Origin of the sequence: Denitromonas ohlonensis (genome assembly GCF_007625205.1) — a bacterium.
GTDB lineage: Bacteria > Pseudomonadota > Gammaproteobacteria > Burkholderiales > Rhodocyclaceae > Nitrogeniibacter > Nitrogeniibacter ohlonensis.
The window spans coordinates 40,104-58,523 of record NZ_VMNI01000016.1; the positions used below are offsets into that span (position 1 = coordinate 40,104).

Sequence of the window (18,420 nt, forward strand, 5' to 3'; positions counted from 1 at the left end):
GGTCTCCTGGGCGCCACCCCGAGGGGGCGCCTTGATGATGTTCAAAGGGGGTGCCGGGCGTTTCCCGGCGTCGGTTCGGTTGGGGCTGACGGTCAGCCCACGCCGTTGAGCGCGTAGTAGCTGCGGATTACCTGGCTGTCATCGGCGCGACCGTCGCCGCGGCCTGAGGCGGCGAGGAACATCTGGTGGGCGATCGCTGCGATCGGCAGCGCGGCTTGGGTCTCGCGACCGGTCTCGAGCACGATGCCCAGATCCTTGACGAAGATGTCCACCGCGCTGCTGACCTCGGGGTCGTCCTGCAGCATGCGCGGCCCGCGATCCTTGAGCATCCAGCTCGAGGCGGACGAGCCGCCCATGATCTCGAGCAGGATGTCGAGATCGACGCCCACCTTGGCGGCCAGGGCGAAGGCCTCGGCGACCACCGCGATATGCACACCGCACAGTAGTTGATTGACGGTTTTCACCGTGGCGCCCTGGCCGGCCCGTTCGCCGACATGGAAGAGGCGCTGGCCGAGCGCCTCGAACACCGGACGGATGCGCGCGTAATCCTCGGCGGCCCCCGCGGCCATGATGGTGAGCGAGCCGGCGGTGGCGCCGGCGGTGCCGCCGGAGACCGGGGCATCAATGAAGCGGTAGCCGGCCTCGGTCACGCGTTCGGCGATGCGCGCGACCGCGCCCGGCGGGCAGGTGGCCATGAGGCACACGACCGCACCCGGCGACATTGCCGCCAGGGCGCCGGCGCCGAAGAGCACGGCTTCGGCCTGCGCGGCGTTCACCACCATCAGGACCAGCGCGTCGGCGCCCCGGGCGCCTTCGGCGGCGCTCGCTGCGCGCGTGCCGCCGGCTGCTTCGAGCGCGGTCAGGGCGGTCTCGTTGAGGTCGATGCCGCGCACCTTGAACCCGGCGCGGAGAAGGTTGTGGGCCATCGGGAGCCCCATGGCGCCGAGGCCGGCGAAAGCGATGTCATTCATGTGAGCGCTCATGTCAGTAGAGGATGGTGGCGGGTACGTAGGAGACCAGGCCAAGGACGATGAGCGCCACCAGGTAGAAGGGCCACAGTTCCTTGGCGATGGCGCCGACGCGCTCCTGCGAGATCGCCGCGGCGATGAATAGCGTGGTGCCTACCGGCGGGGTGAACAGCCCGAGGCTGAGATTCACCGCCATCATGATGCCCAGCTGGATCAGGTCGAGACCGATGGCGTTGCCGATGGCGACGAAGGTCGGGCCCAGCAGGAGAATGGCCGCGGGCAGGTCGAGGAACATGCCAACCACGATCATGATGATATTCATCATCAGAATGATCAGGATCGGCGACTCGAGTGTGATGAGCGCCCAGTTGGCGACCGCGGTGGGTACTGACTCGACCGTGAGTACGAAGCCGACCAGGTTGGACGCTGCAATCACCAGCATGACCACGCCGGTGGTGATCGAGGTGTGGACCAGTGCATCGTAGAACCGCCGCCAGGTCAGGTCGCGATACACGAACAGGCCCACCATCAGGCCATAGAACACGGCCAGCACGCTCACTTCGGTGGGGGTGGCGATGCCGGCGCGGAGCAGGACCACGATGAACGCGGGCATGGCCAGGGCGGGCGTGGCGGTGAGTGTGGCGCGCAGGATGTCGCGCAGCGTGACCGTCTGGGCCAGACGCTTGAAGCCGCGCAGGCGCCCCGACAGGTAGCAGGTCAGCATGAAGCCGCCGCACAGCAGCAGGCCGGGCACGACCCCTGCGAGAAATAGCGAGGCGATGGATTCGTTGGACACCGCGGCGTACAGAATGAGGGGGATCGATGGCGGGATCAGCCCGGCGATGACGGAGGACGATGCGGTCGCTGCAGCGGCGAAGGCCCCCGGATAGCCCTCACGCTTCTGCCAGGGAATGAGCATGGAGCCAAGCGCCGAGGCCTCGGCCACGGCGGAGCCCGACACGCCACCGAACACGGTGGAGCCGACCACCGTCACCTGCCCCAGACCGCCGTGGAAGCGGCCGACCAGCAATGTGGCGAAGTTGATCAGCCGGCGGCCCAGTTCACCGCCCATCATCAGGCTGCCCGAGAGCATGAAAAAGGGGATGGCCAGCAGCGGGAAGCTCTGCGTGGGCTGGAAGATCTTGACCACGGCGGCCACACTCGGCATGCCGCCGACGGTGATGGCTGCAAGGCCGGAGCTGACGATCAGCGCGTAGCCGACTGGCAGGGCCAGCGCCAGCGAGGCGCCGAAAACAAGGATCATCATCAAAGTCATAGGTCCTCCTCGATGTGATGGACACGAACCGAGAGCGGATCGGGGGATTGCAGCACGCGCACGAGGGTGGTCAGTGCGGTGATGCCGAGGCCGACGAAGCCGAAGATCATCGCCAGATAGGCCCACTGAGCCGAGATGCCGGTGACCGGGTAAGCCTCGCTGCCGGTGATTTCGATCACGTCCAGACCGACCCAGGCGAGGTAGAAGAAGGTCGCGGCAATGAGAATCTGGTGGGAGACCAGCAGGATCCGGTTGCCGCCCTTGCCGAGCATGCCGTTCAGAGCGGTCACGGCGATGTGCTGGCCGCGTTGCGCCGCCATGACAATCCCGCCCATGACGAGCCAGGGAAAGAGGATGTTGGGCATCTCGGTTGGCCAGCCCATGCCCTGATTGGTGAGGTAGCGGACAATCACCTCGGCCATCAGCGAGACGAACATGACGGCCAGAGAGCCGATCGCGAGCACCGTGCTGATGCCCACGATCGTGTTGTCCACCCACCGCACCACCTGAACTGCAGGGCTGTCGGGCGCTGCCGTCAGCGGCGTGTGGGTGGTGTCCATTACTTGGCTGCCTCGCTGACGATCAGCTTGACCATGTCCGGGAACTTGGCGGCCCATTCGTCATAGACTGGCTTGGTCTGGGCGACGAACGGGGCCTGATCGACCGCGTTGAACTGGACGCCCGCGTCGGCCAGCTTCTTGCGCAGGTCGGCATCGGCTGCCAGGGACATGTCCCGGTTCAGCTTACCGGCCTCGATCGCCGCTTCGCGTACCGCCTTCTGGTCGTCCTTGGACAGGGTGCCGAAGATCATCTTGCTGGCGAGCAGCGGCGTCGCCTCGTACTTGTGGCCGGTCAGGGAGATGTACTTCTGCACCTCGAAGAGCTTGGAGGAATAGATGTTCATCAGCGGGTTTTCCTGGCCGTCGAACACGCCTTGCTGGAGGGCGATGTACAGCTCGGAGAATGCCAGCGGGGCCGGGTTGGCGCCCAGCGACTTGAAGATGGACAAGGTCATGGGGTCGGGCGGCGTGCGCAGCTTGATGCCGGCGAGGTCCTGCGGCTTGGTGATCGGTCGCGTGTTGTTGCTTACCTGGCGGATGCCGTTGTCCCAAAGGGCCAGCAATACCAGGCCTTTCTTGTCGGCGTACTCGCCGAGCTTCTCTCCCACCGGCCCATCGACCACTTTGTAGGCATGCTCCAGGTCGCGAAACAGGAAGGGCAGGCCGAGCAGGCCGAACTCCGGCACGATGTTCGACGTGGTGCCCTGGGAGTTGGCGCTGAAGGCCATGGTGCCCAGGCGCATGTTGGTGAGGGATTCGGCGTCGTCACCGAACTGCGCGCTGCCTCCCACCTCGACCTTCACCCGGCCGCCGGTTTTCTGCGCCACCAGCTCGGCAAACTTGAGCGAGGCTTCGGCCTTGGGGTTGCCGGGGGCGGCATTGTGCGACAGGCGCAGGACGGTCTGCGACCACGCAGCGGAGGAGGTCATGGCCAGGGTGGCGGCCAGTGCGATCAGTGTTTTTTTCATCATGTGTCTCCGTTCTCTTTCTGAAGTGTGGCGGACCTGTTGCCCCGGCCGACCCGTTGCTGGTCCGTTGGGATCGGATGGAGGCTCTGGCGGAGGAGGGGCCAGAGTCTCCGGCTGACCAGCATCAGCCGTGAATCAACATGCCGCCATTGACGTCGACGGTGATGCCGGTGCAGTACTTGGACAGGTCGCTGGCGAGGAACACCACGCAACCGGCCACGTCATTGGGCTCGCCGATGCAGCCCAGCGGGATCGAGTCGAGGATGGCGGCGCGCTTGTCCTCGGGGATCTTGCCCTTGTTGATGTCGGTGGCGATCAGGCCCGGGGTGATGCAGTTGACGCGGATGTTGTCGGCACCGAACTCGCGCGCCATGGCCTTGGCCAGGCCGAGCACGCCGGCCTTGGCGGCCGAGTAGTGCGGGCCGCCGAGAATGCCGCCGCCGCGCTGGGCGGAGACTGACGAGATGCACACGATCGCGCCCGATTTCTGCTCGCGCATGGCCGGGATGGCCGCCTGCGACATGTACAGCGTGCCGCGCAGATTCACATCGAGCACCGCATCGTAGTTGGCACCGGTGATGTCGAGGGTCTTGATCGGTTGGGTGATGCCGGCGTTGTTGAGCAGGACGTCGATGCGGCCCAGGCGTTTGAGCACCTCGCCGGCGGCGGCCACGCACGAGGCCTTGTTGGTCACGTCGGCCACCAGGCCGATGTGTTGCGGGCCCAGTTCGGCGGCAGCAGCGGCCGGGTCGGCCTGTTCGAGGTCGAGAATCGCGACACGGGCGCCGTGGGCGGCCATCATCCTGGCCGAAGCGTAGCCCAGGCCGTTGCGGCCGGCGCCGCCGGTGACGATGGCGACCTTGTCCTGGAGAAGCAGGGGTTGAGTCATGGTGGAGTCCTTGGTTGGGGTCGGGGGTGTCAGGCCAGCCACGTCTTGATGGTCTTGGCCATGGCATCGGTCGAGATGCCGTAACGGTCGTGCAGGGTGGGCAGCGCGCCGGCGTCGAGGAAGGCGTCGGGCAGGGCGATCTGGCGGAACTGCGGGCTCACGCCGGCGGTCAGCAGTGCGGTGGCTACCGCTTCGCCCAGGCCGCCCACGGTGGTGTGGTTCTCGGCGACGACCACCAGCCGGCCCGAGCGGCTCGCTTCGGCGAGGATGGTGGCGGTGTCCAGCGGCTTGATGGTGGGCACATGCAGCACCGCCACGTCCACCTGGTCGGCGGCGAGCGCGCTGGCAACCTCGAGCGAGCGCATGGTCATGATGCCGGAGGCGATCAGCAGCACATCGTTGCCGCCGCGCAGCAGTTTGGCCTTGCCCAGCTCGAACTTGTAGTCGTACTCATCGAGCACCAGCGGCACGTTGCCGCGCAGCAGACGCATGTAGACCGGGCCGTTGTGGGCCGCGATGGCCGGCACAGCCTGCTCGATGTCGAGCGCATCGCACGGGTCGATCACCGTCATGCCCGGAATGGCGCGCACCAGCGCCAGGTCTTCCGCGGCCTGGTGGCTCGGGCCGTAGCCGGTGGTCAGGCCCGGCAGCGCGCAGCACAGCTTGACGTTGAGGTTCTCCTCAGCGATCACCTGATGTACGAAGTCGAAGGCGCGCCGGGTGCCGAATACCGCGTAGGTGGTGGCGAAGGGCATGAAGCCTTCCTTGGCGATGCCGCCGGCGGCGGCCATCAGCAGCTGCTCGGCCATGCCCATCTGGAAGAAGCGCTCGGGGAAGGCCTGGCCGAACAGATGCAGGTCGGTGTACTTGGCCAGGTCGGCGGTCAGCCCGACGATCTCGGGGCGTTGCTCGGCCAGTGTGACGAGGGCCTTGCCGAAGGGGGCGGCGATCGTGCGCTGCCCTTCGGAGGCGATCGAGGCGATCATCGCCGAGGTGGTCAGGCGGGGTTTCTTGGCGGTGGCGGTGCTCATCGGGCGGCTCCCTGCGCTTGGTCGAGAATGTCGAGGGCCTGCTGCCACTCGGGCGGATCGACGCGGATGAAGTGGTTCTTCTCGCGCGCTTCGAGGAAGGGCACGCCCTTGCCCATGAGGGTGTCGAAGAGGATGACGCGCGGCTTGGCCTCGGTCAGCGCGCGGGCGGTATCGAAGGCGGTGATGACGGCGGGCAGGTCGTTGCCGTCCACCCGCTGCACATGCCAGCCGAAGGACGCCCACTTGTCGGCCAGCGGCTCGAAGCCCATCACCTTGCTGGAGGGGCCGTCGGCCTGTTGGTTGTTGATGTCCACCAGGCAGATCAGGTTGCCCAGGCCGTGGTGGGCGGCGCCCATGGCCGCTTCCCAGGTCGAGCCTTCGTCCAACTCGCCGTCGGACATGGAGTTGTAGACAAAGGCCGGGTTGCCCTTGAGACGCAGGCCCAGCGCCATGCCCACGGCGATCGGCAGACCCTGCCCCAGCGAGCCGCCCGAGATTTCCATCCCCGGCGTGTAAGTCGCCATGCCGGACATGGGCAGGCGGCTGTCGTCGGAACCGTAAGTCTCCAGCTCGTCTTCGGGGATGATGCCGGCCTCGATCAGGGCCGCGTAGAAGGCGATGGCGTAGTGACCATGCGAGAGCAGGAAGCGGTCGCGGCCTTCCCATTCCGGCGTGTCGGGGCGCAAGTTCATGGCATGGCAGTAGGCCACGGCGAGCACGTCGGCGTAGCCGAGGGCCTGCCCCACATAGCCCTGCCCTTGCACCTCACCCATCCGCAGCGCGAAGCGGCGGAGGCGGTAGGCGTGCTCGGCGAGCTTGGCCTGGCGGCCGGTGTCGCTGGGTGTGTTCATTCATTTCTCCTTGTTCCGAAGCTCGGCCTGCTGAGGTCGGCGCCACGGTATGGCTTGTCTTTGACGGGGTGTTTTCCCGGTTGCCGATACCTGCAAGACACGAGGGTCTCGGTGGCGTCGGTCAGTGGAAAACAGCTTACGGGCTTGAAAAAAATCGCTCAAACGAATAAAAACGCTAGATGAGTGAATTCAATTTATGAATACGTTGCGATGCACAATCGAATCTCCCTGAAGGCGGTACAGGCTTTTGAAGCCGCAGCGCGCTTCGAATCCTTCGCGCTCGCGGCCGATGATCTGTTCGTCACACCGTCGGCGATCAGCCATCAAGTGAAGTTGCTGGAGGAGCTCGTCGGGGTGCGGCTGTTCCATCGCGTACATCGGGCGGTGGTGCTCACCGACGCCGGCCGCAAGTACGCTGAAGAGATCTCGGCGGCCTTTGCCCGCATCGACGCGGCGACGCGCAATGTGGTGGGCGCGGAGAAAAGCGACGTTCTCGCCATCCACTGCACGCCGAGCTTCGCGACCCAGTGGCTGATGCCACGACTGGCGCGCTACAGCGCGCTGCAACCGGATGTGGATGTACGGCTCAACGCCTCGGTCTCACCGGTAGATCTGATGCAGGAAGAGTTTGATGTGGACATCCGCTACGGCATGCGCCAGTTGCAGCCGGCCGGCACCCTGGTGCTGCCGCTCCCGCGGGAGACCATCGTGCCGTTGTGCGCGCCGGGCCTCATCACTGCGGAGCGGCCCCTCGACGCCATGGAGGATCTGAGCCACCACATGCTGATCCACAGTGTGCGTTGCCTGGTGACCTGGCGCGACTGGATGCGGCAGCATCGCAAGGTGAAGCTCGATATCTCGCGTGGGCTGCGCTTTGATCGTTCGTTCATGTCCATCAGCGCAGCGGTGGATGGACTCGGCGTGTGTCTGGACAGCCTGCTTCTGGTTGAGCGCGAACTGGAGAGCGGGCGCTTGATTGCACCCTTTGGCCGTGTCGGTCTGCAAGTGCAGGCCTATACGTTCAACGTGCTGAAATCGAAGATCGATCTGCCGAAGATTCGGAGCTTTCAGCATTGGCTCTTTAGTGAGCTTGCCGAAGATGGTGCGAACGTTGGACCTCAAAACTGAGCTGAATCGATGAGCGTTTCCACCCACGAGCGCTGCGAGCCGACAAAAAAGGGCGATTCGGCATATTCCCCCTCGGTTATGGCACTAGAGCCGTTTGGCGAGAGTGTTGGGGCGTTTCAGCGGATATTGCAGCGGCTTGACCGGCTTTGGACAACGAGCGCGACAGCATCACGCTCGGTTGGGGCGTTCAAAAACCTGGACGGCCAAGAGAGCCGGACCGGCGAATGTGGCGGTGATATGCGCTATCAATGGGGCGAGTTGATCCACATAAGGCCGGACCCCCGTCTGTCAGCGCCAGTGACAACACTTAATTTGAGACGCTAAATGTGACGGCAAACATGCATCTAGACAGTCAGAAATCCCGCATCTGCGCAGGGTTTCAGCCATCCGATATGATCGCCACAGGCGTTCGCTGATCGCGGGTTGTTAGTACGAAACCCCCGTTGGTGCATTGCCAGCGGGGGTTTTCTTGTGATGAATGCAGGATGAATGCGTGCTTCAGTCGCGGTTCACGCGCCGGCGCGCAAAGTACTTCCGTCAATCACTGCACGGGAGTCAATCATGAATACCTTCGCATTCAAGTCGTTTGTCATCGTCGGTCTGGGCATCGGGCTGTCCGCTTCAGCGTTGGCGCAAACGCCGTCCATGGCGTCTTGTGAGCAGATTCGCACACAGATTCAGGCGCAGGTCGGGATTCGCACAAAGCCGGACACGGCGATGCTGGACATACTGTCCGAACACCCGGAGTGTCGCTTTACTGCGGCCGAAGTGTTTCGGGCGGCGTTCGGCGATCGGCCGATGCCGAGAAATACGCGACGGGACGGCCAGCGCAACATGCGTGACGATGACGATTGAGGGTGTGTCTGATAGGGTCGCTACCTGACCTTACGGATGACACTGGCCGAGCATGAAGACACCATTCATAGACGCGCTGCTGAACCGGGTGGCGCGTTTACGTTTTCCTCAGATATTTTTGCTGACGGCGGCGGTGTTCGTTGTTGACCTCTTGGTGCCGGACCCCTTGCCGTTTGCCGACGAGATTCTTTTCGGCTTGCTGACAATTCTCTTTGGGCTATGGCGCAAAGGCCGCGGCAGCGATGATCGGCGGTGAATTCAGGGGTTTTCGTTGGGCTTCGGCCGCTGGGTGTCGTTTTAGGTGTCGATGGCGCCGAGGGTAAAGTAGAAGCGTGCTCCGCGCCCCACCTGACCTTCCGCCCACACTCGGCCGCCATGACGCTGGATGATGCGCGATACCGTGGCCAGGCCGATGCCGGTGCCTTCGAAGTCGCGATCGGTATGCAGGCGCTGGAAGGGGCCGAACAGTTTGTCCGCATAGCGCATGTCGAAGCCGGCGCCGTTGTCTTCGACGCAGAAAACAGCCTCTTTGTTCTCCTTGAAACTGAAGAAGCGGAGCTCGGCGTCAGCGACTTTGGCGGTAAATTTCCAGGCGTTGCCGAGCAGGTTCTCAATAGCGATATGCAGCAGTTTGGCGTCGGCAAAAAGCGTCATGCCGGGGTCGATATGGATGCTGACCAGGCGGGTGGGGTTGGCTTGCGCGAGGGTTTCGACTACCTGTTCGGCCATGGCACTCAAATCGATGGCATTGCGGTTGAGCGGTCGCCGCGACACGTGGGAGAGTTCCAGCAGGTCGTCGATAAGATCGCTCATGCGTGCGACGGCGGCGAGCATGCGCTCGAACAGGACATGTGCTTCCTGGGTGAAGGCTTCGCGGTAGTCGTCGCGAATAATGCGGGCATAGCCGTCGATGGCGCGCAGCGGCGAGCGCAGATCGTGTGACACGGAGTAGCTGAAGGTCTCCAGCTCCTTGACGGCCGCCGCCAGCTGAGCGGTGCGGTCGGTGACGCGGCTTTCGAGTTCCCGGTTGAGATTGCGCATCTGCTGCTCGGCGTTTTTGCGTTCCGAAATGTCGGTGGTGATGCACAGCAGTTGATCGACATCGTGCAGCGTGACGCGCCGGGCCAGAAAGCTGACCGGCAGATGGCGACCATCGCGCGATTCGACTTGCGTCTCGGCCCAGGCAGCGCCTTCGTCGTAGGCGCGCTCCAGGCGTTGCTGTATGACCGGGCGGTCTTCGGCGATGATCAGGTCGGTGAGCGCCAGTGCGCCGAGATTGTCCGCCGTATAGCCCGTGATGCGGCATAGATAGGGATTGAGCAGGGTCAGGCTGCCGTCGCGTTGCGCAACGCATAGCCCGACCGGCAGGCTGTCGACCAGGGTGCGGGAGAAGGCCAGCTCGTTGGTGAGCTGCATTTCGGCACGCTTGCGGGCGGTGATGTCACCCATCGAGCCGACCATACGGTAGGCGTTGCCCTGTTCGTCGCGCTGGGCGATGCCGCGCGAGCGGAACCAGCGGTAGCTGCCGTCGCGGGTGGCCATGCGGAACTCCAGCTCGAAGTGCTGGGTTTCGCCTTTGAGATGAGCCACCATGCGCAGGTAATACACATCCCGGTCGTCCGGGTGCATGCGGGCCAACCAGGCGTCACTGGTGGTGCGCAGCGATTCGGCCGCTTCGCCCAGCAGCGCCATGAGGCGCGACGACAGGAAGAGCTCCATGGTGAGCGGATTCCAGTCCCACAGGCCCTCATTGGTGCCGCGCATGGCGAGCGCGTAGCGGGTTTCGCTCTCGCGTAACTTGCGCTCGGCATCGTAGCGGGCGGTGTAGTCCTCAACGATGCCGACCCCGCCGACGACATTGCCCGGGGTGTCAAACACCGGCGCGGTGCGAATGGAAAAGCGAATGTCCCGTGCGCTCTCTCGGTCGTGATAGGGGCCTTCGTACCGGCCTTGATGCCCTTCGAGCGCAGCGCGCACCGCCGGCAGAACGGACTCATCGGCGAGGGTTTTCAGGTCCAGCCCGATCAATTGTTCGGCGCTGCGTTCGAGGATGTCGGAGAAGCGCGAATTGACGAAGGTGATGTGGTGCTCGCGGTCGAAGTGGAAGATGCCGACCGGCGAGCTCTCGACCAGGGTTCGATACCGCGCTTCGCTCTCATTGAGCCGGCGCAGCGATTCGCTGCTGGCACGTTCGTCGCGCAGCACGATCACCACCCCGACAGGGGCGGGGTCTCCGGCCATCTGGATGGGCGCCGTGCTGTCGAGCACCGGGATGCGACGCCCGTTTCGCGCGATCAGCATCATCGCCTCAGGGCAGCGCATGACAACGCCGGTTTTCAGGACGGCGTCGACTGGCAGCGCTGCGGGCCGATGGTCGACGGTGGGGGCGAAGGCGAGTACCTCACTGAGGCGGCGGCCGACGGCTTCGGTCTCTTGCCATCCGGTCAGCGCGGTGGCGCCGGGATTGAAAAGCGTAATCCGGCCCTCGATATCGGTCGCCAGGACCGCGTCGCCGATGGCGCGCAGGGTGACGAGCACACGTTGTTCGGCGGTTTTGGTTTCGGTGATTTCAATGGCGGCGCCGGTGGTATGGCAAACACGCCCGCTGTCATCACGCACCAGACGCACCGAGTCGCGCAGCCAGCGGGTTTGCCCTTGGGCATCGCGTAGGCGGTATTCGAGCTCGATGTCGCATGGGCCGGTCGGTGTCTCGCTCAGGGCGGTGCGAATGCGCGAGCGGATGTGTGCCGCGTCGCCAGGCGGAATGCGTGCTTGAATATGCGACCAGCCGCCGTCGTCGGTCAGTACCGCGGGTGACTGGCCGACCAAGGCTTCGACGTTGGGGGAAATATAGTCGTAGGCTTTTCGGCGCAGGTCGAGGCGGTAGAGGATATGCCCACGGCAGGCGAGCGCTTCGTCAACGTCCCTGGCCAGGGTGTCGGCGCGCGCCGCTTGAACGGTGTTGGGTCCGGACGACTCGGTTGTGGCCGACGCGTTGGCGCCGCGTTGCGGATCGGGCCGCAGCCAATGCCACGAGATCGCAACGGGCAACAGCGTCAAGGCGACGCCCGCGGCGTGCGGCAGCAGGAGCTGGGCGACGAGCCACAGCCCCCAGACAAGACCGAGCACGACGAATGGATTGAATGGCGCGAAGGTTTTCAATGCGTCGATACCGTGGACACATGCCAAAGTGGTTCAGTGTAGCCTCGCAGGCGCGGATGCGCGGGCGGCACTATGGGTAAAATGACGAACTATTTGGGGCGAACTTGAGCAATGCATGACGAAGCGTACATGGCGATGGCAATGGATCTGGCCCGTCAGGCAGCCGATGCGGGTGAGGTGCCGGTCGGTGCGATCGTCGTGTGTCAGGGCGAAGTGGTCGGCCGCGGCTTCAATCAGCCGATCGGCCGGCATGATCCCACCGCACACGCCGAGGTGGTCGCCTTGCGCGACGCCGCCGCGCGCGTGGGCAACTATCGACTGCCGGGCTGCGAGCTGTTTGTGACGCTGGAGCCCTGCATGATGTGCGCGGGCGCGATGATGCATGCGCGCATCGGTCGTATCGTTTATGGTGCGCGCGATCCCAAAACCGGCGTCGCGGGCAGCGTGCTCGATCTGTTCGAAGAGACTCGCCTCAATCACCATGCACGCATCGAAGGTGGCGTGCTGGCGGATGAGTGCAGTCGCATGTTGTCCGAATTTTTTGCGCTGCGCCGTGCCATGGCCCGGCAGAAGGTGTGAGATGAAGCTCGTCATCGACCTGGCCAGCCAGACCATGAGGCTGCACGACGCAGACGGGACGGTGCTGCGCCGCTACTGCGTGTCCACGGCGCTCAATGGTCCCGGTGAGTGCAAAAACTCGGGCTGCACACCGCGCGGGCGTCACCGCATCCGGGCGCGGATTGGTGGCGGCTTGCCGATCCGGTCGGTGTTTGTCGGGCGGCGCCCGACGGGTGAAATCTGGTCGGACGCCTTGTCGGCGGCGCAGCCGGCGCGGGACTGGATTCTGAGCCGGATTCTGTGGTTGTCGGGGCTCGAACCGGGGTGCAATCGCCTTGGCGAGGTCGACAGCATGCAGCGCTACATCTACATCCACGGCACGCCCGATTCCGAGCCGATGGGCGAGCCGCGCTCACACGGCTGTGTGCGGATGCGCAATCGCGATGTGGTGGAGTTGTTCGAACTGGTCGATACGTCGACCGAGGTGGATATTCGATGAAACTCGACGTACTGGACTGGACGGCCGCCCAGGCGCGCGTCATGCCGTTGCGCGAGGCGGTGTTTGTGGTCGAGCAAGGCGTGCCCGCCAGTATTGAGCGGGACGCCTTTGATGCGGTGTCGCGCCATGCCGCGTTGTATGGCGCGAATGATGAGGTGATTGCCACCGGGCGCCTGTTGCCGGATGGCCATATCGGGCGCATGGCGGTCGCCGCCGCGCATCGGGGTTCGGGCCTGGGGAGTCAGGTGCTCACCGCTTTGATGGACGAGGCCGCGCGCCTCGGGATGGCCGAGGTGTGCCTGAACGCGCAAACGCATGCCTGCGATTTTTACCGTCGCCATGGTTTTGTCGAAGCCGGCGAGGTGTTCATGGAGGCGGGTTTGCCGCATGTGAGCATGCGCCGGGTCTTGCGCCCGGCGTGAGCTTCTAAGCGATATCGAACTGCTCGTCAGTCCGGCCATCTGGCGCGCCATCGGTGTGCCAGCGCGCTTCGACGAATCGCATCTGCCCGTGATTCGAGCGCATCACGATGGTCGTGCAGCGGGTGCCATAACCGGGGGCGCGAATAAAACAACTCGACAGCATCCGCTCCCACGCCAGCGGCACGCCGGTATCCGGCAGTGCGGCGTCCGGCGCAGGGCGATCATCGCGCAGGATATTGATCAATGCGTCGATGTCGGGCTCGCTGCGAATGGCCGCTTCCAGCCCCCGGCGGGCGGCCAGGGCTTTTGGCCAGGGCGTGTCGAGCAAATGATTGCTCAGGGTGTGAACGCCGGGCGGCAGCGTATGGCTTTGGCCGGTGACGCTCTCGACCGCGACCAGGGCGTCGCCGTCGGACACCAGCAGATTGAAGGGGTTGTAGTCTTCGCGCTCGGCGATGACCTGCGCGCCGAAGGCAGCGGCCGACTGGTCGTTTGTGGCCACGCGTACCACGAGGTCGCCCCGGCTGCGCGCATCCGCACGGTTTTGCTTGGGGTCGCGATAATTGGTGAGCGCGGCGAAGCGCCCATTGCGGCCCACGCCAAGCCAGGTACCGCCGCCGCGCAGGTCGCGGCCGGCCAGCAAACCAGCGGGGTCCGGCCACCAGTGTGCCGGGGCCGCGGGGCGGTCAAAAAACTCATCGCGATTGGCAATGACGATCAGCGGATAGTCGGGGTGTTGTTGCCAGGCGATGGCGATCAGGCACATGGCACGAAGCGCTCCACATGGCGCTCGCCGTCGAGGCAGACCATCAGGCCGGCGATGTCGACAGCGGCATCGAGCGTGACGAGGAACGAATCCGCGTCGGGGATATTCCGATACGCCTCCATCCAGGTGAGCGCATCGTCAGCCCGCTGATGCAGCGTGCCGGTGATGCCGCTGGACGCGGCCATCGCATCGAGTACAGCGGCCGCGGCAGCCCGGGCCTCAGTCAGACGAGGCCGGGCCACCCGGTAATACACATACAGATCCGTCATGCGTCCCGTTGGGCCACATCGAGCGCATAGGGCAGGGTGGCCAGGCGCAGTTTGGGGCCGTCGACGGCGCCGAGGTGGATTTCACCACCCTCGGCTGCCTGCATCTGCATCACCGCCAAGGCCTCGAAGCCGCCATTGGGCGACGGCACCACCGTCACCAGCTTGCCGACGGCCTGGCTTTCAAAGGCCGGTGCGTAGAGTTCGTCGCCGATGCTCGGCGTGGCGCTGGCGGGAGCGGTCAGGCGGTACATGCGTTTCTTGAGCTTGCCCAGATACTGCGTGCGCGCGACGATTTCCTGACCCGGATAGCAGCCTTTCTGGAAGTTCACGCCACCGATCAGCTCGTAGTTGAGCATTTGCGCGACGAAGTCGTCCTGCGTCAGTTCGGTGATCACCGGAATGCCGGCCTGCACGTCGAGCCATTGCCAGGCCTGCGTCGCCGCCGGTACCACGCCGGCAGCGCCGAGTGCGCCCCAGACGTCGCCGAGTCGATCGACCGGTGCATCGATGAGCGCGCGCCGCGCATCCAGACGGATGACCGTGACGCCATCGCGGCTGGCGGTGCGCATGGGCGCGGCTGGCACGGGCAGTTTGGCGGCGCCGAGCCGGTCCGACAGCATCGCGCTGCTCAGGCCGATAAGCGCGCGTTGCGCACGACCGTCGCTCAGTTTGACCTTGCTGCGCAAAACATACATCGACAGCTTCTTGAGCAGGGCCGGATGCAGATCGGCCGACAGCGCAAGGCGGTAACCGGCTTCACCGTGCCACAGCAGCATGCTCGCCAGCATGCGCCCCTTGGGGCTGTTGAAGCTGGTCCAGTGGGCGGCGTCGGGCCCGAGCTTTTTGACGTCGTTCGAAAACAGGTTGTGCAGGAACACCGTGGCGTCGTCGCCGACGGCGTCGATCAGGCCCAGGTGGGTCATCGGCACCATGACGTCGCCGTCACGTGCGCGCACCACATCGACCGACGGCTTGGCGCTGCAAACGACAGTGCCGTCGAGGTGGAGATCGGTACTTGCGAGAAGTTGAGTCCAGTGGTCCATGGTGGTCTGCATACGCTCGGTGCGGGAATGAATGCGATATTATAGGGCGCACTGCGCGTCGGCATCTTTCCGCCGCGCTTTTCCTTTCTGATGTGCTTGAAAAGTCGGGGCTGCAATGCCCGGACAGACGTGAATGAAAAAACGCCTGATCCTGTTGGCCTTGATGTTGCCGGTGCTGGTCATCGCCGCCGCTGCCGCATCCCTTGTCTGGTTGATTGACCAGCCCTTGACTGTCGCGAACCAGCGCGTCGAAGTCCAGATTCCCCGCGGCGCCAGCATGCGCCAGGCGGCAAACGCCGTGGCCGATGCCGGCGTGTCGGTCAGCCCCTCGACCCTGTATTGGTTTGCCCGTATCGGCGGTCACGCCAATCGGATCAAGGCCGGCAGCTACGCTTTCGAGAACGGCGTCTCGCCGCGACAGATTGTCGAAAAACTGGTGCGCGGCGATGTGCTGCTGCAAAGCCTGGCCTTGATCGAGGGGTGGTCATTTCGCCAGGTCAGGGCACTGCTCGACGGCCATGCCGATCTGACGCACGACAGCAAGGGCATGGATGAGGACGAGTTGCTGCGCCAGATTGGCGCCTCCGAGGCGCACCCCGAAGGTCTGTTTTTCCCCGACACCTACCACTTCGAGCGCGGCACCTCCGATCTCGATTTGCTGCGTCAGGCCTATGGCCAGATGCAATCGCGCCTGAACGACCTGTGGTCGAAGCGGGCCGAAGGCCTGCCGCTCAAGTCGCCTTACGAGGCCTTGATTCTGGCCTCGATTATCGAAAAGGAAACCGGGCAGGGCGCCGATCGCCCCCTGATTTCTTCGGTGTTCATCAACCGCTTGCGCGTCGGCATGCTCTTGCAGACCGATCCGACCGTGATCTACGGCATGGGTGAAAAATTCGACGGCAATCTGCGCCGGCGCGACCTTGAAACCGACACACCCTACAACACCTATACTCGCGCCGGCTTGCCGCCCACCCCCATTGCCATGCCCGGCGGCGCAGCCATTGAAGCGGCGCTCAACCCCGCCGAGTCCGAGTTCTACTATTTTGTGGCGCGTGGCGACGGCAGTTCGGAGTTCTCGAAAAATCTGGCGCAACACAATCGGGCGGTGCGCGAGTTTCAACTCTCACAGAAAAGGAAGGGTTCATGAGCGGTGCCAGCGCGCCAGGGCGGTTTCTTACGTTTGAAGGCATCGACGGCGCGGGCAAGAGCAGCCAGATCGCCGGTGCCTGCGCCTGGCTCGAAGCGCGCGGCATCTCGCTGGAGCAGACCCGCGAGCCCGGCGGCACGCCACTGGGCGAGCAGTTGCGTGGCTTGCTGCTGCATGAAGCCATGCATATTGAAACCGAAGCCATGCTGATGTTCGCTGCGCGGCGTGAGCATCTGGCGCAGCGTATTGCACCGGCACTGGCGGCCGGGCGCTGGGTGGTGTCGGATCGTTTCAGCGATGCCACTTACGCGTATCAGGTTGGCGGGCGGGGGCTGGATGCGGCGAAATTCGCCGCGCTTGAGGCCTGGGTTCATCCGGATTTTCAACCCGACCTGACCTTTCTGTTCGACCTCGATCCGGCCATTGCGGCTGCCCGCGTGGCCAGCGCCGGCGCGGCGCCTGATCGGTTCGAGCGCGAGCAGCGCGATTTCTTCGAGCGCGTACGTGCCGCGTATCTGGCACGCGCCGCGGCGGCGCCCGAGCGCTTTTGCGTGATCGACGCCAGCCGGCCGCCGGCCGACATCGCCGCCCAGATCGGTGCCACGCTGGCCGAGCGCTTTTTCGCATGATTCATTCCTGGCATACCGCGTTGTGGCATCGCCTTGTCGCCACCGATGAGCGCCGGGCGCACGCCATTTTGCTGGCCGGTTTGCCGGGGCAGGGCAAGCGCGTGTTCGCCGAGGCCTATGCCGCGCATGTGCTGTGTGCCGCGCCCGGCGCCGATGGCTTCGCCTGCGGTGAGTGCACCGGTTGCCGGTTGCGCTTGTCGGGTAACCACCCCGACCTTCGCCGCCTGATCCCCGAGGCCGATCAGACCGAGCCGATCGAGACGACTTCGTCCAGCAAAACCAAACCCTCGACCCAGATCGTGATTGAGCAGGTGCGCCAGTTGCGCGAACAGCTCACCGTTACCGGCCATCAGTCCGGTGACCGGGTGGTGATTATCGACCCGCCCGAAGCCATGAACGGCAATACCGCCAATGCCTTGCTCAAGCTGCTTGAAGAGCCGCCCGAGCACACGGTGTTTGTGCTGGTCTCGTCCGCCCCGCGCCGTCTGCTGCCCACCATCCGCAGCCGCTGCCAGCAATGGGATTTCGGTCGCCCCGACGCCGACGCGGCGAAGGCCTGGTTGAAGGACACGATGGGCAGCACCGACACTCAGTTGTTGGCGCTCACAGGTGGTATGCCGCTGGCCGCAGCGCAGTTGGCAGAGAATGACGGCGCGGCCATGCGCCAGCGATTTGTCGATGATGTGAGCCGGATCGGCCGCAAAGACCCGCTCATGCTCGCCGGCGACTGGGACGCCTGGCTGCGCAGCAAGGAGGCCGTGGCGGCTGATTTTGACCTTCCGCGACTGGCTGACTGGATGCTGCGTTGGGTGTGGGATCTGAGTTCGACCGTACTCGGTGGGCAGGCGCGCTACTTCCCCGATTGCCAGGCCCAGTTCGATCGCTGTTCAGCCGGCGCCGATCGTGCCGTTATGCTCGACTGTTACAATGCCATGGTGCAGATTCGGCGGGTCATCAAGCACCCGTTGAACGCCCGGCTTTTGATTGAAGACATGTTGCTGCGGTACGCCCGTGCCGTCAGCAGGCCCGGAGGCCGTTCATGAACAAACCCGCTGCTGGCGCCCGTCCCGGCGTCCTGTCACTGAACATCAACTCCAAATCGGCGCTGTATGCCGCGTATATGCCGTTTCTGAAAAACGGCGGCATTTTCATTCCGACCACGCGCGACTACAAGCTCGGTGACGAGGTGTTCATGCTCCTGCAGTTGATGGAAGACCCGGCCAAGCATGCCGTCGCCGGCAAGGTGGTGTGGATTACGCCGCATGGCGTGCAAGGCGGCAAGACGCAGGGCGCCGGCGTGCATTTTTCCGACGACGACGCCAGCAAGCTGCTGCGCGGTCGCATCGAAACCATTCTGGCCGGTCACCTCGGCTCCAACCGCCCCACGCATACGCTCTGA

General features: G+C 64.6%; 21 protein-coding genes. 10 read left to right on the top strand and 11 right to left on the bottom strand.

Going from position 1 to position 18,420, the window contains the following annotated elements:
- Positions 1-92: 92 nt before the first annotated feature.
- The 7 genes from FHP89_RS16130 to FHP89_RS16160 form a co-directional block, all read right to left on the bottom strand.
- Positions 93-971 (bottom strand): NAD(P)-dependent oxidoreductase, encoded by an 879-nt coding sequence (locus tag FHP89_RS16130; RefSeq protein WP_144178692.1) that lies wholly within the window; start codon positions 969-971, stop codon positions 93-95.
- Between the two features lie 13 nt (positions 972-984).
- Positions 985-2,244 (bottom strand): TRAP transporter large permease, encoded by a 1,260-nt coding sequence (locus FHP89_RS16135; protein WP_144178693.1) that lies wholly within the window; start codon positions 2,242-2,244, stop codon positions 985-987.
- On the bottom strand, positions 2,241-2,804 hold the full coding sequence (locus FHP89_RS16140) for a TRAP transporter small permease (RefSeq protein WP_144178694.1): 564 nt from the start codon (positions 2,802-2,804) through the stop codon (positions 2,241-2,243). The genes FHP89_RS16135 and FHP89_RS16140 overlap by 4 nt, the downstream gene beginning before the upstream one ends.
- Positions 2,804-3,772: a TRAP transporter substrate-binding protein gene (locus FHP89_RS16145; protein WP_186300334.1), complete on the bottom strand. Its 969-nt coding sequence runs from the start codon at positions 3,770-3,772 to the stop codon at positions 2,804-2,806. The genes FHP89_RS16140 and FHP89_RS16145 overlap by 1 nt, the downstream gene beginning before the upstream one ends.
- A gap of 124 nt (positions 3,773-3,896) precedes the next feature.
- Positions 3,897-4,661: an SDR family NAD(P)-dependent oxidoreductase gene (locus FHP89_RS16150; RefSeq protein WP_144178696.1), complete on the bottom strand. Its 765-nt coding sequence runs from the start codon at positions 4,659-4,661 to the stop codon at positions 3,897-3,899.
- Positions 4,662-4,690: 29 nt separating this feature from the next.
- On the bottom strand, positions 4,691-5,692 hold the full coding sequence (locus FHP89_RS16155; protein WP_144178697.1) for a transketolase family protein: 1,002 nt from the start codon (positions 5,690-5,692) through the stop codon (positions 4,691-4,693).
- Entirely contained in the window at positions 5,689-6,543 is an 855-nt protein-coding gene (locus FHP89_RS16160) for a transketolase (protein ID WP_144178698.1), read from the bottom strand. Before FHP89_RS16160 ends, FHP89_RS16155 begins: the two co-directional genes overlap by 4 nt.
- Positions 6,544-6,753: 210 nt before the next feature.
- Here FHP89_RS16160 and gcvA point away from each other — a divergent pair, with 210 nt between their 5' ends.
- From gcvA to FHP89_RS16175, 3 genes are all read left to right on the top strand, one after another.
- Entirely contained in the window at positions 6,754-7,671 is a 918-nt protein-coding gene (gene gcvA, locus FHP89_RS16165; RefSeq protein ID WP_144178699.1) for a transcriptional regulator GcvA, read from the top strand.
- A 561-nt stretch (positions 7,672-8,232) separates the two neighbouring features.
- Complete coding sequence (locus FHP89_RS16170; RefSeq protein ID WP_144178700.1) at positions 8,233-8,526, top strand: hypothetical protein; 294 nt, start codon at positions 8,233-8,235, stop codon at positions 8,524-8,526.
- A 52-nt stretch (positions 8,527-8,578) separates the two neighbouring features.
- Entirely contained in the window at positions 8,579-8,782 is a 204-nt protein-coding gene (locus tag FHP89_RS16175; protein WP_144178701.1) for a DUF6116 family protein, read from the top strand.
- Between the two features lie 41 nt (positions 8,783-8,823).
- On the opposite strand, the gene FHP89_RS16180 is transcribed toward FHP89_RS16175, so the two are convergent.
- Entirely contained in the window at positions 8,824-11,688 is a 2,865-nt protein-coding gene (locus FHP89_RS16180; RefSeq protein WP_186300335.1) for a PAS domain S-box protein, read from the bottom strand.
- A 111-nt stretch (positions 11,689-11,799) separates the two neighbouring features.
- Here FHP89_RS16180 and tadA point away from each other — a divergent pair, with 111 nt between their 5' ends.
- From tadA to FHP89_RS16195, 3 genes are read left to right on the top strand one after another with little or no spacing between them, the layout of a single operon-like run.
- Positions 11,800-12,267, top strand: a complete 468-nt coding sequence (gene tadA / locus FHP89_RS16185; RefSeq protein ID WP_144178703.1) for a tRNA adenosine(34) deaminase TadA — start codon at positions 11,800-11,802, stop codon at positions 12,265-12,267.
- 1 nt (position 12,268) lies between these two features.
- Positions 12,269-12,745: a L,D-transpeptidase gene (locus tag FHP89_RS16190; RefSeq protein WP_144178704.1), complete on the top strand. Its 477-nt coding sequence runs from the start codon at positions 12,269-12,271 to the stop codon at positions 12,743-12,745.
- Positions 12,742-13,167: a GNAT family N-acetyltransferase gene (locus tag FHP89_RS16195; protein ID WP_144178705.1), complete on the top strand. Its 426-nt coding sequence runs from the start codon at positions 12,742-12,744 to the stop codon at positions 13,165-13,167. Before FHP89_RS16190 ends, FHP89_RS16195 begins: the two co-directional genes overlap by 4 nt.
- A 4-nt stretch (positions 13,168-13,171) precedes the next feature.
- On the opposite strand, the gene FHP89_RS16200 is transcribed toward FHP89_RS16195, so the two are convergent.
- Genes FHP89_RS16200 through ygfZ form a run of 3 tightly spaced genes read right to left on the bottom strand, consistent with a single transcriptional unit; the run spans position 13,172 to position 15,245 of the window.
- Positions 13,172-13,933, bottom strand: a complete 762-nt coding sequence (locus FHP89_RS16200; RefSeq protein ID WP_144178706.1) for an NRDE family protein — start codon at positions 13,931-13,933, stop codon at positions 13,172-13,174.
- Positions 13,924-14,202 carry a DUF4936 family protein gene (locus tag FHP89_RS16205; RefSeq protein ID WP_144178707.1) on the bottom strand — a complete coding sequence of 93 codons (279 nt, stop codon included), beginning with the start codon at positions 14,200-14,202 and terminating at the stop codon, positions 13,924-13,926. Before FHP89_RS16205 ends, FHP89_RS16200 begins: the two co-directional genes overlap by 10 nt.
- Positions 14,199-15,245 carry a CAF17-like 4Fe-4S cluster assembly/insertion protein YgfZ gene (ygfZ, locus tag FHP89_RS16210; RefSeq protein ID WP_260851641.1) on the bottom strand — a complete coding sequence of 349 codons (1,047 nt, stop codon included), beginning with the start codon at positions 15,243-15,245 and terminating at the stop codon, positions 14,199-14,201. Before ygfZ ends, FHP89_RS16205 begins: the two co-directional genes overlap by 4 nt.
- A gap of 133 nt (positions 15,246-15,378) precedes the next feature.
- Here ygfZ and mltG point away from each other — a divergent pair, with 133 nt between their 5' ends.
- Genes mltG through FHP89_RS16230 form a run of 4 tightly spaced genes read left to right on the top strand, consistent with a single transcriptional unit; the run spans position 15,379 to position 18,420 of the window.
- Positions 15,379-16,392: an endolytic transglycosylase MltG gene (gene mltG / locus FHP89_RS16215; protein WP_144178709.1), complete on the top strand. Its 1,014-nt coding sequence runs from the start codon at positions 15,379-15,381 to the stop codon at positions 16,390-16,392.
- A complete protein-coding gene (gene tmk, locus FHP89_RS16220; RefSeq protein ID WP_144178710.1) occupies positions 16,389-17,021 on the top strand; it encodes a dTMP kinase in 633 nt (210 codons plus the stop codon). The genes mltG and tmk overlap by 4 nt, the downstream gene beginning before the upstream one ends.
- Positions 17,018-18,064, top strand: a complete 1,047-nt coding sequence (gene holB, locus FHP89_RS16225) for a DNA polymerase III subunit delta' (protein WP_144178711.1) — start codon at positions 17,018-17,020, stop codon at positions 18,062-18,064. The genes tmk and holB overlap by 4 nt, the downstream gene beginning before the upstream one ends.
- Positions 18,061-18,420 carry a PilZ domain-containing protein gene (locus tag FHP89_RS16230; protein WP_144178712.1) on the top strand — a complete coding sequence of 120 codons (360 nt, stop codon included), beginning with the start codon at positions 18,061-18,063 and terminating at the stop codon, positions 18,418-18,420. The genes holB and FHP89_RS16230 overlap by 4 nt, the downstream gene beginning before the upstream one ends.